Origin of the sequence: Actinoplanes sp. NPDC026619 (genome assembly GCF_040638295.1) — a bacterium.
In the GTDB taxonomy this organism is placed as follows: domain Bacteria; phylum Actinomycetota; class Actinomycetes; order Mycobacteriales; family Micromonosporaceae; genus Actinoplanes.
The window spans coordinates 329,180-343,489 of sequence record NZ_JBEZYA010000008.1 but is presented as its reverse complement, the minus strand read 5'-3'; the positions used below and the strand labels follow the sequence as shown (position 1 = coordinate 343,489).

9 protein-coding genes are annotated in these 14,310 nt (G+C 67.3%); all 9 read right to left on the bottom strand.

All coding sequences use genetic code 11. The features are described from left to right. Positions 1-62: 62 nt before the first annotated feature. Positions 63-422 carry a hypothetical protein gene (locus AB0E90_RS20415; protein WP_360407478.1) on the bottom strand — a complete coding sequence of 120 codons (360 nt, stop codon included), beginning with the start codon at positions 420-422 and terminating at the stop codon, positions 63-65. Continuing rightward, positions 419-1,171 (bottom strand): hypothetical protein, encoded by a 753-nt coding sequence (locus AB0E90_RS20410; protein WP_360407475.1) that lies wholly within the window; start codon positions 1,169-1,171, stop codon positions 419-421. Before AB0E90_RS20410 ends, AB0E90_RS20415 begins: the two co-directional genes overlap by 4 nt. A 939-nt stretch (positions 1,172-2,110) precedes the next feature. Beyond that, on the bottom strand, positions 2,111-3,061 hold the full coding sequence (locus AB0E90_RS20405) for a hypothetical protein (protein ID WP_360407472.1): 951 nt from the start codon (positions 3,059-3,061) through the stop codon (positions 2,111-2,113). A 424-nt stretch (positions 3,062-3,485) separates the two neighbouring features. Continuing rightward, positions 3,486-6,716 (bottom strand): hypothetical protein, encoded by a 3,231-nt coding sequence (locus AB0E90_RS20400; protein ID WP_360407469.1) that lies wholly within the window; start codon positions 6,714-6,716, stop codon positions 3,486-3,488. Positions 6,717-6,834: 118 nt separating this feature from the next. Next, positions 6,835-9,459, bottom strand: a complete 2,625-nt coding sequence (locus AB0E90_RS20395; protein ID WP_360407466.1) for a TrlF family AAA-like ATPase — start codon at positions 9,457-9,459, stop codon at positions 6,835-6,837. Between the two features lie 342 nt (positions 9,460-9,801). Continuing rightward, positions 9,802-11,007, bottom strand: a complete 1,206-nt coding sequence (locus AB0E90_RS20390) for a histidine decarboxylase (RefSeq protein WP_360407463.1) — start codon at positions 11,005-11,007, stop codon at positions 9,802-9,804. Next, positions 11,004-12,269, bottom strand: coding sequence for an MFS transporter (locus AB0E90_RS20385; protein ID WP_360407460.1), 1,266 nt, complete (start codon positions 12,267-12,269; stop codon positions 11,004-11,006). The genes AB0E90_RS20390 and AB0E90_RS20385 overlap by 4 nt, the downstream gene beginning before the upstream one ends. A gap of 125 nt (positions 12,270-12,394) precedes the next feature. Further along, complete coding sequence (locus AB0E90_RS20380) at positions 12,395-12,838, bottom strand: hypothetical protein (RefSeq protein WP_360407457.1); 444 nt, start codon at positions 12,836-12,838, stop codon at positions 12,395-12,397. Positions 12,839-12,990: 152 nt separating this feature from the next. Then, entirely contained in the window at positions 12,991-14,247 is a 1,257-nt protein-coding gene (locus AB0E90_RS20375; protein WP_360407454.1) for a cytochrome P450, read from the bottom strand. Between the last annotated feature and the right edge of the window lie 63 nt (positions 14,248-14,310).

The following is a 14,310-nucleotide window of genomic DNA, read 5'->3' as shown; positions in this document are numbered from 1 at the left end:
CGCGGCGACAGCGACCGCCGTCCGCAGCTGCGCGCGGCAGACCTGGTGACCGGTACTGGTGGTCATACCTTCACCAGCAGGAACGCCATGATCGCCGTGAACGAGCCGACCCCGAATGCGATCAGCACGCCCTTCCACATCATGCTGCGCCCGCGATCCGACACGATATGGGCGCCGAAGATCGGCCCCACGCCGAACGCGATCAGGCCTGCCATCAGCGCGCCGGCGGCGGCGAATGCGCCGATGTAGAGCAGCCCGTTCATGATCGTGTAGAACAGATCGGGCCGCGGCACCGCCGAGGGATCCGGGTGGATCCGGCTCCAGTCGATGCCGCCCGGACCCTCTCCGGTCGGAGCCGGGCTCGGGGCCGCCAGCACGCGTGCCGCCACGGCTGTGAACACGGTGGACGGGGTGGTTGTCACGGCCGTCCCGCCGTCGTCGCGACGGTAGCGGCCGTGCACCGCAGCAGCACCTGCTCGGCCAGCCGAACCAGCGCGTGTCGGGTCGGCTTACGCAGCCGGCGCACATCGACCGGTTCTGGAACTGCCAGCCCCGGATCGAATGGAATGTCAACGACCGCTGGCACGGCTGCGCCCGCCTGGCGCAACACTGCCCGGACCTCTCGCGATGCCCACGGCGAGGTCGCCACCACGACCAGCACACACCGGTCCGCCACCGGGCCGCACCCGGCAGCCCGCAAATGAGTGAGTAGCCGCAAGCTGTGCCGGACACTGTCGGTCGCCGCACGGGCCACGAACACCGGGGCGTGCGCGGCACCCAGCGTCCGCCACACGTCGGTGAACCACGCCGGCATCACATCGCATACGGTCATCGGCACGAGGTGGCGTACCGCCTCAACCACCGCCGCCGCCTCATCATGCTGAGGAGGACGGCGACCTTGCCCTTCGGTCTCGCCCACCAGAGCCAGCAACCCGGATGGGCTCCGCTGCGCCCACCGCTGGACTTCTCGCAGTGAGGTCAGCGAGTCGAGGTCACGGACGGCGTCCCAGACGGTGCCCGCATTCTGCCGGCCGATCCGCTCAGCCAACCCGCCCCACGGCACCGGGTGCATGTCGACGGCCACCACCGGGCCTGGTACGGCCAATGCCAGCACGCCACCCAATGCGGCGACGAGCGTGGAGCGGCCTACCCCGCCGTCCGCGGAGGACACCGCCACGACGCTGCCCGGCCGTACGGCGGCCGCGTACCGCCATACGCGGTCGGCGACCTCGGCAGGGCCGAGTTCGTGCGGCACCGGTAACGGGCGCATCGGGCCGGGTTGATCACCGGGCACGCCGGGTCTGGCGATACCAACAGCGACTGGTCGGCTGCCGGTAGGAATCTGCAGGACGCCGTTCGCGGACGCCGACATCAACGGCGGCCTACTGAACGGGGTTTTCCGGCCGTCGGATCCTGACTCAGGGTGCGAGACGGACGCGTTCAGCGAGGGCATGCCACTCCCGTGCAACAGAAGAGCCCGGGGAGGCCGGCCGCGGCGACTAGCGGGGGGCAGCCGCGCACGACCGGCCGACGGATGCAGCCGACAACCCCGGAACCAGAAATCAGCCGGCTGCGCTGATCCACATGCAATGACCATCGCCCGCCAGCAGACACGTCGGAAGTGGGCTCTACTGGTCCCTGGAAGTCCCCTGTAACCCCGGGTGGTCCCGCCTAAGGCGTGCTATCGACCGCCAACCCCACACCGCCGTGTGACTTTAGCGATCGTCGGCACCGGTCTACGGCCCGCGAGCTACTCAGCGGCACCGATTTCGGTTCTAGGTGAGCCGAAGCGCGGCAGTTGTCACATAGGCAGGCTTGTTGTCATCTACGTGTACGAAGGCTGAGACTCCATCTTGATAGCGAGAGGGTCGGCGATCCTCTGGTGACAAGTAGCGCGCCTGATTGGTGACAACAAGCGTGCTTTACCCGAACCGATCCCGCAGGTCATCCAGCCTCCGCGGTGTCAACTGCCGTGCTTCCGGCTCACTAGGTGGCACTGGCACAGCTTTTCAGCGGTAAAAGGCGAAGGAAGCGACTGAAGATCAACTATCGACGAGAGATTACGGCGACATCGCTTGCCGTGCCTTACTGCGACGTGGTCGTACCCCAGTCAGGACCGCTGCAAGGAGCGCGGTCGTCGCAGTGCGAACTCGTTCATGTATTTGTCCAGCGTCTCGCGACGGCGCCGGTACGGAACTAGAGCGTCCTCGGGATCAAACCCCATGTAGCGGCCGTACGCCGAGATCACGACTTCGGTGGCCGCGACCGCGGCGGTAGCGGAGCCGCCGTTGGCGAGGGGATTGCTCTCGTAAGTCATGATCGCAGGGCCCGTGACGGCGATCCGCGCGTTGTCTCCGAGCATCCACTCCATGCTGTGCGCGACACCGGAGCCCATCTGATATAGCGCCGGATAGCCGGAAAAGGCTTCCTCGATCATGGCCGACGTCGTCGCGAAGGGGACTCCCCGGAAGGCGCTGGCGCCCACCCAGCGGACGCCAGTTGGCTTGCCGTTGACCTGGCGGCGAACCTCCAGACCGGTACGTTCAACCCGCTTCACAAGGGCATCGAGCCGGCGGCGGGCATCCGAGGCCGCGTCCGGAAACATGTGGGGAGGCAGCTGGAGCGCGGCGTTGAGGCTGTGGTGGTAGCTCTCGAGCAGAGCACTTGATGCCCGCAAGAGTCGTTCCTCGATGTCGATGCTGCCGTCCAGAAGGGCGTGCAGGCCCGCCGCGGCCTCCACGATCACTCGCGTCAGTGACGACGGTGCGTACACCGGCGGCGGATCGGACCCGAGGACGGTGGCCAACGCTTCCAGATGGTCTCTGACGTTTGCGATCTTGTGGAAGGACTGCTCCAGGTTGAGCGTGAGTATGCGTGCCCGCGGGTGTCGCTGCTTGTGGTTCGTCACGCGTCTCGCGGTCTTGTCGTCCTGCTTGTAGGGGCTGGAGGCCGGCGGCACGTGGAACTTTCCAAGATCGCGGCTGAGATTGGCAGCGCATTGACCGACCGCTGCACGATAGTGCCGGACTAGGCGCCGCTCCGCATCGTCGCGGGGAGCCACGGGCGGCCTCCTCGAGGTTGACCTCACCCGTCGTGAGAACTGCCGGCGACGCTATCCTTAGGCTGCTTGACGGACAAGGCAGATTTCGGATCTGCCAGGTCCATCCTGGCCGACGCGCTCGATGTCTACACCTGGTCGGAAGAGCCGTTTGATTTCTCGGCTCTCTGCGGGATGTCCGCTCGGCACACGGAACGATCCACGGCGCTGAGGCCGTCCTGACGAGGGCAATCGCGGCGTGGCTGAGCCCGCGCGCCGTAGGGTGTACGCACCCGCGCGAAGGCGGGGTGATCTGGCAAGTGCGGACGAGTCGCGTGGCGAATTCGCTGTCGGATTGCCGAGGAAGAAGCTGTTCGTTTCGAGTCGCCGCCGCGTCGCCGCGTCGCTGTGACGCGGACGGCGAGGACTCGCCCGTCGCGAATGGATGTCATAGGTCGGCGAAGCTGGAGTGGCCGCGGGCGACGAGTCGGCTGATGGCCTGCCGCGCAAGCCCGCGAGTTTCAGGTTCGGCCGCTTGCAGGCCGGTACGAAGTACGTCGGCGATGGCCGCTCGGGCGCCGGTGATGAACCAGGGCCGGTCAGGAGCATCTATCAGTCCGGCGACGGCGGTCACCGTGTCTTTGGATGCCTCGGGTCCGAAGGTTGCAAGCCGTTCCGCGATGTCGTCGCCTGGGGTGAGCGTTGCTCCTGCGGCGAGGGCGTGGTTGAGCTGAGCTAGTGCCCAGTCGGCTGGGAGCTGCCCGGAAGTGAACCAGTAGCCGAATCCGTTGAGCTCAGCTGCGTTGCCGCCCGCCTGGGCAACAGCGTTCAGCCTCTTGTTCCAGAAACCCTGCAATCGCTCGGTCTCGTCGGGCTCGAGAGGGCCGGGCTCGCCCAGTTGGAGTCCCATGATCTCGATGAGTCGGGCGCGCGGACGTAGTGGTGCGTGCTCGGAGAACTGGTCGAACCAGTCGGCTTCCGTCGGGAGCGCGCCGTGTCGGTAGAGCAGCGCCAGGTGCTGCACGAGGTGTTCTTCCGGCGTCTCCTGCCATCGCCCGTCCGTCGAGGGGGCGAGTTCGGGCGACTCAGTCAGGGCGGCGGCATGTTGCTCGTACAGCGGTAGCAGGAGCCTCACTGTCAGGGCGGATATCCGCCCGTACAGCAGATAGGTATTCCATGCCACGGAGGCGACGCCCGGCTCGGTGGTGTGAGGGAAGATTTGCGGAATGTGCTGGCTGGTCCATGGTTCGTCCAGCTCCCTCAGGATGTTGATCTTGTGGCCGTAGAGGCTGCGGATCGCTGGACTGGTCTCCGTCGCGGGGTCGAGGTGTCTGTCGAGCAGGTGACTGATGGCAGGATCCAGCATGGGTGCGGCGGGATCGTGTAGGCGGATGGCGTACTGCAGCAGCGCGAGCCAGGCGTTGCCGCGGGTACTGCTCAGAGCGATGGCTAGGGGTGGGTTGTCGGTACTGTTCGTGCTGTCGGTGTCAGTGTCGGATGGGTCCTGGTCGTCAAGGAGTTGTCCGATCAACGCGAAGGCTCGATCGAGCAGCGCCTCGGGGAGGTCGCTACGCAGGCCGGCGGTGATCAGTTCCGCGAGTTCCCGCCAGGTCCAGCTCCAGCCGGGGTCCTGCTCGCCGTCGCCGTGTTCCGGTCGTCCCGGCAGCAGGCGGCGCTGGGACAGCGACGCGCTGGCGAAAAGGAGAACGGGCTCCCACGCGACAATCGGGCTAGCCGGCTCGTCCTGCTCGTCAGTAGATTCGATTGCCTGACGGAGTCCTGCGAGCAGGCCGCGGGCGTATGTGGGGTCCAAGTTGATGAAGCGCGGCGCGAGCTCGGCGAACCGGTGCGGGTTTCGGGTTGCGGCGGCTTCGATGCGCTGGCGGAGGTCGCCGGTATCCGGGTCGTCCCATCGGCCGGTGGGCGTCCAGCTCGTTAGAAACGAGATCAAGTCGTCATCGGACATGTCGTCCAGGACCGGCAACGGCATGATCGCTAAATCGGTGCTGTTGCGGACCTTGAACTCGAAGACCTGGTTCGCGATGTCGGGTTCGCCGAGTTCTTGTACCAGTGCGTCCCGGTCGGCGAGATAGGGTTCGGGCAGGGCGTCGCCGAATCGAGTCAGCTGCCGCAACCTCCATCGTTGGATCGCGGCCGGGTCGTCGGTGTTCGTTGGGCCTTCGTCGACCAGCGTGGTGATGCGTGCGCGTTCTTCGGGTTGCAGACCCGCGAAGTGGGAACGCAGCAGCTGTCCGTACTCGACGAAGCAGTCGCGGTCGTGGAACAGGATCGGGTCGGTCAGCCGCTGGCTGATCGAAGCTGGCTCTGGTGTGATCAGCAGGACGTGCAATGCCAGCCGGCGGAAGATGCCGCCTGGATGCGTATCGAGCACGCGGACGACCTCCGTCGGCCCGGCGTCGGCGGCAACCGCGACCGCGGCGTCGCGCAGCATGGTCACCAGTTCATCGCGGGCACCGAGGACTTTGTCTGACGTGATCGACGGCCACCAGCGGTGGGAGTGGTTCAGCTCGTCGCGGACGTCTTCCTGCTTTTGCGCGAGTCGAGCCGCGACCGCGGTCAGGCCCGGTACACCAATCTGCGGAAACAGCCGGGAGACCAGGTCAGGCGGTATGAATCCGCCGCCAGCGCCTCGGCGGGTCGGGGCTGGCAGCATCTCTGCCAAGATCGCGGCAGCTTCGTCGAGCTGGCCGTCGGCGGCGAGTTTCGGCAACAACTCAGTCGCTTTGGACGGCAAGGCCCACTGGGCCGGCGACTGAAGCAGCTGGGCGATCTTCCGTGCCAAGGGCCGTACCAGCGCAATAGGGGCGGCGAGGGCAACGTCGGCGATGGTCTCGGTGGCTTGCGGGTTGTCGGTCTCCAGCTGCGAGACGACGTCGATGACGTCGCGGACGAGGTCCGGTACTTCCATCATCCGGACGAGATAGCGACCCGGTGGCCAGTGCCCGTAGGTCAGCAGGCCGTCCTCGTTGGGCCGTAGCGGTGCGGGTGACTGGAAGTATCCCTTCTTCAACAGCTGAGGGAACCAGGCTGGCGTGGCTTGCTCGAAGAAGCGGTTCAAGGCCGGTGCGCTGTTGGGCACCTGGCTTAACAGTCGTGAGACGTCAGGTTTGGTGACCGGGTCGGCGGCGGCGAGCTCGTCAATCATGGGCAAGGCTCGGGTGTACGACCCCTCATAGGCGCGCAGCACGACCTTGAGTACCGCTCCCAGCTGCTCCCACCGCGCGATGAGCGCATCGTCGGTCGGCCGAGGGGCGAGAAGAGCCGCGCGGTGGGCGGCTTCGTGCCACGCACCGGAGTTGTTCCAGAGGGAACGGACCGGGTCGCTGCCGTCGAACCCGAGCGCCGAGCAGATCGCGTCGATCACCAACGCGCGATCGGGGTCTCGCCGCTTTTCGGGTTTCTCGGCTTCGAGCTTCTTCCGCACTTCGGCCGGCACGAGCGACCAGAGAAGTTCGCGCAGAGCCGACTCGATCTCGCGAGCCATGTGGGCCAGCAAATGCGAGCGAGTCTGCAGCGGCGGTGTGCCGCGCAGGATGCGGATAGCGTCGGCGTACTGATCGGCCGGGGCGCCGCCCATCAATCCGAGCAGCCTGTGGATTTCCCGTTCGTGGGGCTCGAACGGCACCGGCTCAAAGCGGCTGACCTCAGGTTCCGACAAGATTTTTCCTCGATTGGCAGGCCACGCGGCCGCATTAGAGTCCGCGACCTGATTTTGATGCCGTCCATGTAACACCCACTCATGGCTTCGAGGGGCGTTGACTGGTCAGAGGCGAAGTTCAATGGGCGGCTCGGTATCGGCGCGCGCGGTCGCGGAAGGCTCTATCGCCGCCCTCGAGGATCTGCCGGGCGGCGTCGGCGACGTCGGGTTCGTCGATGGCGCCGCAGGCGACGATGCGGCTGCGGTCAATAGTGGCGTCCAAGGCCAGGATCATCTCGGCGTCGCCGAGGATGGGGATGTTCGGGTTGTGGGTGGCCACGATGACCTGGCGGCGGTTAGCGACCTCGGTTAGTTGTCGGACGACCTGGTCGTAGATGTAGCGGTTGTCGAGGTCGTCCTCGGGCTGGTCGATGATCAGCGGGTTGGTGCCGGTGACCAAGGCAAGCGACAACATGGCTGTGGCCTTCTGCCCCGGGCTGACTTGGCGCACGTCGAGCCATCGCGATTGTTCGGCGTTGCCGAGGTTGATCTCGATGATGATCAGGTCCGGTGTGGCGCATTGTTCGATGCTTCGAAGCTGCGCGGGCGTGAGCGTTCGTAGCTTCCGGGCGGTGGATTCGCTGGCGCCCAGCTTGATGAGCTGGTCCGGGTCTTCGTCGCTGAGAAGGGCCGTGACGAGTATGGCGGGGCCGGCGTCGGCAAGCTTTGCCAACTGGTCCCGGTTGACGTTCTGCCCCGATGCCACCGTGGTGAGCAGGGTCTTCAGCGCGGTGCGGTCGGCTTGCGGCTGAACCACAACCCGCACCCGGCCGCCGACAGCGGCGGTAAGGCGGTCAGCGGCAGCCTGCAACAGTCCAGAGACGCGTAGCCGCGCCTGGCGCACCTGTTCGACCTGCCGGGTGTGGTCGACACAGAGTTCGGCGAGGCGCTGGCGCTGCGCCGGGGCATCAGCCACTGCCCGCCCCAGTTCGGCCGCCGTGAGCTGCAGGCGAGCGAGCTGGTCCGGATCCGTCAGCCCGGCGTCGGCCAACGCCACGTTGATCAAGTGCCGCAGAGACAGAACGCGGCCGTTATGTTCAGCGACCGCCGGCTCGATCGTCGTCTTGGCCAGCTGCACGGCCTCGGCGATAGTGTCAGCGGCGGCGCGGACTGCGGTCTCCACGTCGGCGGCAGCCGCGTGCAGGGCGGCGGGGACGCTCTCGTGTCCCCGGACGGACGGACGGTTCGCGCTCCCGCGGATCTGCTCGGCGAGCGGGGCGAGTCCGCTCAGCCAGCCGGAGACCGCTTTGACTTCATCTTGCACGGCGGACAACGCTTGGGACGCCTCGACCTGCTGACCGGCTTCATGCTGACCAGCGATGTCGAGTTGGTCACGGACGTCCCTGAGTGTCTCTTCTTTCTCGACCACCTTCGCCAGGGCGTCTTCGAGCCCGGCCAAGGCACCAGCGGTGTCAGTTAGCCCGCTCAGGCGTTGTCGTTCGTCACCATGGGCGGCCTTGAGGTCGGGGTCGGCGGAGATCGCCAGGAACTCGCGCAAGGCGTCCTGGTCATCGGCGAGCAGCGCAAGTTCGCGTTGCCCGTAGACGCTGATCCCGAAGCGGCGGGTGACCTCGATGTCGAGGTTGAGGCCGTTACGCCGTAGCTGCGGCGGGCTGTCGTCGCCTGACCGGACGATCTGGTACGGCTGCTGGTCCACGGCGATGATGCCGAGCGTGGCGGTGGCGTTGGCGCCGAAGTTGGCGAGACGGTTGCTGTGGTTGTCCTTCGTCTTCGGTGCGGAAGCCGCGCACGCGTGGCGCAGGATTTCGATGGTGGTGGACTTTCCGGTCCCTTTGCCGCCGATGATGGCGTTCAGGCCAGGCCCGAGCTCGACCTGGAGGCGGTCGTGGAAGCCACCATCGATGGTGATGCTGGTCAGACGCGGCCAGGTCGGCTCCGGAGCATCCAGGAACTGCAGACCCGGCACCCGCTCAAACTTGGCGCGCAGATGCCCGGGGAAACGGATCCGCTGCTCGGGCATGAGGAACGCCTGCCGCAGGCCTTCGAGCGTCGGCGGTGTGCCGAGTTTGAGGTACACAGCACGCTTCCCGACAGTGTCGAGACTGCGGACATCGCCAGACACAAACCAGGCCGGCAGCTGTTCGCCGAACTCGGAGCGCGGATTGCGCAGCACGTCGGCGTCGTTCTTGCCCCAGACATCGAACCCGGCGACGTAGCCGCTCTGCGCGACCTGGGCGCTGGTATTGCAGACGTTGCGAGCGAACAGCCCGATGTCCTTGGCCGTGGAATGCGGCGCCAGCACCAGCGCTCCATACTCCTGGCAGGCCCGTTTAGCCAGTTCGAGCGGCGATCCCACGGCGGTGGGGTTGGCCTCACCGCGAGGATTCAGAGGCGACCGACCGGTCGGCGGAAACAGCGAGCCCACGAACTGCCGCCCGCGGTGGAAGCCGTCATCGGTGCAGTCCCAGATGGCCGTCAGATGGCACTTGTTGACGTTGAACTCGATGCCAGGGAACACAGTCACGCCGTAACGGCGTCCGACCTCGGCCAGGACCGGGTACCAGTCCAGACAGTTGTGGTCGGTGACCGCGATAACCGAAACCCCGGCGTCGGCGTGCGCCTTGATCAGGGTCTCCGCGAAGGCAGGATTCGGTACCCGGCCGCCCACATCACCGTATCTCTGGTGATAATCAGCCGGGGTGTGGACGTGAAGGTCCGCCAGGACCCATCGGGAGTAACCCACGACCGGACACGATAGATCCAAATAACCCGCTGTGACGAACCCGTTTTGTAGACGGTGCTATTTTCTGCCTGGTGAGCAGGGTTAATGTGCTGGCCTCGCCGTGATGTCTCACCCTTTAGGGGTACCGAGGGTGCACCGTGCACGGCTCAGAGAAGGCGACGGCCCGGGAAGGTGGGTCGCCCCATCGGATGCTCGCATTTCTGCTGCCGCTCCAAATTTTGGTCGATTTGAGTGCATTCGCATCACGTTCCGAGCCGAGGAAATGGTCCGCAGAAGTGGTGCTATCCGTTGCTTGACTTCTGTACATGCGTTAGTCGCAGACAGGTGAGCGGCTCACGCCAGTTAGCCGTTGACACCAAGTTCTTTGATGAGGGAGTCGATGTGTTCTCGGCCGATGCCGGGCATGCAGATGAGATGACTCCAGCCTTGCTCGATGGGAAGTGGCCAGCGGGGTCTCAGCGGCTCAGGGAGCGGTCTGAGCATGACGGTGAGGGCGTCCGGGTTGCGCCAGCATTCCCAGCCGACAGCGGCAAGACTCCGGCGAGCGTAGCTGGCGACATCTCGGGCGCGGTCGACGCGCAGGCGGTGGCCGGCGAGGTCGTGCCGGGTGATGGCGTGCCAGAGCATGAGGGCGGCGAGGCCTGGCCGTGAGCCCGTGATAGTGGTGTCGCGGCTGCCGATGTAGTCGACCCGCCGTCCTGGCCGGTGAGGTGGTCTGCGGGTGAGGGTGACGCCACACGGGATAGGTGTGCCCCACCATTTGTGGCCCGATATGGAAAGGCTGTCGGCGGCGCCGGGCGCCAGGTCGAAGTCGTGCCGGCCGGTGAGGACGAGTGGTATCCCGGCGAGCGCCGCGTCGGCGTGGATCCAGCGGCGCTCGATTCCCGCGGCGTCGAGAGCTGCGTGTATTTGAGGTACATCGTCGACGGCTTCGGTCATCGTCGTGCCGACGGTGGCGGCCACGATGGCGGGCTGACCCCGGCGGCGTGATGCCTCGCGGCGCAGCGCTTCGTAGTCGAGGTGTCCGCGAGGGCCGGCCGGGATCTGCACCATCGGCAGGCCGAGCAACGCGCAGCTTTTCGGCACGCTGTAGTGGCCCGAAGTAGAGACGAAGACGGTGGCTCGGGGATGTGCGGCGCGGGCGTTGAGAAGGCCGTTCATGGTGCCTTCTGTTCCGCCACTGGTCAGGTAACCGGTCCAGCCGGTGGGTGCGCGAAACAGTGTGGCGAACCAGGCGAGCACGTCGCGCTCGAGGTCTTTGGCGTGTGCCGGGTAAGTCGTGTCTTCGGCCGGACTACCGACGTTGTTGATCATGTATCGGAGGAACGGGGCGAGTGGCCGGTAGTCGATGTCCACGGCCGCCGGGAAACCGATGTTCGTAGGCGCTGCGGTGGTGAGCCGGTCGAGGATGGAAATCAACCGCGGGTGCAGCGCCGGACCTGGCGGCAAGCGGTCGACGGCATTGTTTTGCGTTGGCGCGCGGAACGCGACTTCAGGCACGTCAGTGGAGCTTGTGTGCGGTGCTCGCTGGACGATGTGGTGGGTCACGTCGCCACCCCCGCTGGCTGAAGTGACCTGCGGACTCGTGATCGCGTCGGTCGATGGTGGCGGCCGCGGCTGCGGTGGACGACCGGTGCGGCGAATATCAGTAGCGTGGCGAGGGCGGGAAGGATGAGCAGTGCGTTGCCGAGGCCGATGTGCATGGCGGCGCCGCCGATGATCGCTGGTCCGGTGACGTAGCCGAGGTAGCCGAGCGCTGCCACACGCGAGAGTGCGGCGCCGGGGCGTGCGGGGTCGAGGTTTCCTGCGGTGGAGTAGAGCAGGGGGATGACGCAGGACAGCCCGGCGCCGAGGCAGGCGAAACCGATGATCGCGGTGGCGGGTGTGCCGCCGATGAGGCCGACGGCGAGACCGATTGCGGCGGTCAGGCCGCAGCCGCGTAGCAGTGCGGCCGGTGCGATGGCGGCGGTGAGGCGGTCGCCGGTGAGGCGGCCGATGGTCATGCAGGCGGCGAAGGCGGCGTACGCGGCGGCTGCCATGGCGGGTGAGGCGCCGATGCGGGTGAGGTAGACGCTGCTCCAGTCCGCAGCGGCGCCTTCGCTGATCAGTGCGCTGAAGGCGAGTAGGCCGAGCAGCAGGATTCGCGTCCGTGGCCGCCGCCTTGGCGCGGCCGTCACGGTTGCTGTCGCCTCGGCGCTGTTGATCTCGGTGGCCGGTGCGGGGATGAGGCGGTGGACGGCCCAGCCGGCGGCTGCGGTGCAGGCCACGGCGACGGCGGCGAAGGCGTCGGTGACGCCGAGGCCGACGTGTGCGCATGCGGCCGACAGGGCGGCTCCGGCGACGCCGCCGATGCTGAACAGGGCGTGAAATGACGTCATGATCGGCCGCTGGTAGGCGGTCTGGCAGGCGACGGCCGCGGCGTTCATGGCGACGTTGAGGGTGCCGTGCAGGATCCCGAAGCCGAGCAAGGCGGCGGCGAGGGCTATCCAGGTCGGGGCGTGCGCGGCGAGCATCAGTGCTCCGCCCAGGGCCAGGGCTGGTGGGATCATGACGGTGCTGCTGCCGTGGCTGTCGATGAGCCAGCCGGCGGCGCGCATGCCGAGGAGGCCTCCGGCGGCGAGGATCAGCAGGCAGATGCTGAGTTTGCTGTCGGCCATCTTGATGTTCTGCTGGATGGCGGGGATCCGCGCGGTCCAGGTGCCGATGGTCATGCCGGCGATGGCGAACATGATGCTGATGGCGATCCGGTAGCGCCGCAGTACCTCGCGGTCGAGGCCGGTGCCGGGTTTGTGGTGCACAGCGGTGGTCATGGGGAATCTCCGCGGAGAAGGCGAGAAGTCGAGGGGATGTCCGCGCGGCGGTGGCGGTGGCGGTCTGTGTCCGGTGCCGGGGCCGGTGATGCCGGCGGCATCACCGGCCGAGTACGCCGCCGGGGTCAGCCGACGGTGGCGCAGGCGGTGCCGAAGCTGGTGTAGCCATTGACCGTGCCGGGTCCGGTGGCGCCGTTGTTCCACCAGAACTTCGAGCAGATCTTGGTGCCGCGCGGGTAGTTGCGGTTGACGTTCCACGTGCCTGTGGTGACCTCGGCACCGAAGATCGACTTCGAGCAGTAGTCCTTGTCCCGGCCGCCGTTGGAGTCGGCGTAGTGGCCGCCGTTTATCAGCACTTGGCTATGGCCGTACCGGCACGTTTTCGCGTACAGCGCGACGCGGCTCTTGATCCAGTTGACGTGCAGGCCCTTGCCATTGACGCCGACGCAGCTGGCGAAGGCGTCGCCCTTGCACTTGTCCGCGCTGGCTAGTGCGGGTGTGGCGACGGTGAGGGTCAGGCCCAGCGCGGTGGCAGCGACGGCGACCATGCGGGTGAACGTTTTGGTCATCAGGGGTGTGCTCCTTGGAAGGCGGAGATCGGCTTTGGGCAGCGGCGGCAGAGAGATGCGGCCGTTGGGGTGTGCGGTCCACCGGCGCGGAGGCCCGCGGGCCGGGTACCGGCGTGCCGGCCCGCCGCCCGCGACGGCGAAGGGGTGCGGGGTCATTGCTGAGCCGCCTGTGCGCTGTGCCGGACGGGGCATCCACCGGTGGTGGCGGGCAGGGTGGCGTGCTGGCGCAACGCGACGCTGGGCCTGTACTGGCGGCGGTATCCGTCGGCGAGCGCCAGGGCGGGCAGGCGGCGGGCGAGGGTGCGCAGGGCGGTGGTCAGTTCGAGGCGGGCCAGGGCGGCGCCGATGCAGTAATGCGCCCCGGCTCCGAAGGCGAGGTGCTGCCCGAGGCGGGCGCGGCCCCGATCGAACACCTGCGGCTGCGGGAAGTGGGCGGGGTCGTGGTTGGCGGTGCCGATCAGCAGTAGGCAGCGGCTTGCGGCCGGAATGAGGGTGCCGTCGAGGTCGACGTCGGTGGTGGTGACGCGCAGCCAGCCGTCGATGGCAGGGCTGTGCCGCAGGGTTTCCTCGACGTGGGTGGCCAGGGCGTGTTCGTCATAGGCCAGTGGTGTCCACCGGCCGGGCTCGATCAGGGCGTGTTCGAGGGCATGACTGAGTGCTCCCGTGGTGGTTTCCCAGCCGGCTCCGGCGACGCTGAGCACGATCGCGGCGGCTTCGGTCACGCTCAGGCGAGCGTCGTCGCCGTGGCGGTAGCGCAGTAAATCGCCGATGACGCCGGGCCCGTAGTCGCCGCCAGCTTGTTCGCGGGTGGTGACCGTCTCCGAGCACAGCCGCCACAGCGCGAGGGCATCGTGGGCGTCGTCGACCTGAAGGTCGGGGTGATGGGCCCAGACGAGGCGGGCGAACGCGTCGGTCCATGCCTGCAAGTCGCCGGCCTGGTCGGTGGGCAGGCCGAGGACATCGGTGATGACATGCAGGGAGTAGCGGATCGCCGCCGGCATCAAGTCCGTCGCATCGGCGGTGATGTCGTCGGCGAGTTCGTCGGCGCGGCGGGCGACCAGTGCGCCCCACGCGAGTTCGGCGCGGGCCGCGGTGGTGGGGAAGAAGCCGCGCAGCACCGCGCGGATACGGACGTGCTGCGCTCCGTCGGCGGTGGTGGTGACGGCCGGGGCGTCGAAGGCGGCGAGCACGCGGTCGGCGTCGGCACTGACCGGCATGACCGGTGCCAGGGTGGCCGCGTTGGAGAATCGGGTGGTGTCTGCCAGTACGGCTCGGACGGTGTCGTGCCCGCCGATCAGCCACAGGCCGAGTTCGGAGTCGTGACTGACTGTGCGCCCGGAGGCCAAGATGCGCTGCCAGGCGGCGGACGGGTCGTGAACGTAATCGGCGCCGAACGGATCGAGTCGCATAACCGTCTTTCCTTCGCGAATCGGGCGGGCTGCGGATGTGTGGTGCCGTCGCCCACGTGGCGG

What these genes read in the sequence shown, in the direction of transcription:
- AB0E90_RS20385 (WP_360407460.1), bottom strand. Translation starts at nt 12,269, where the DNA reads ATGACCACCGCTGTGCACCACAAACCCGGCACCGGCCTCGACCGCGAG.
- AB0E90_RS20380 (WP_360407457.1), bottom strand. Translation starts at nt 12,838, where the DNA reads ATGACCAAAACGTTCACCCGCATGGTCGCCGTCGCTGCCACCGCGCTG.
- AB0E90_RS20375 (WP_360407454.1), bottom strand. Translation starts at nt 14,247, where the DNA reads ATGCGACTCGATCCGTTCGGCGCCGATTACGTTCACGACCCGTCCGCC.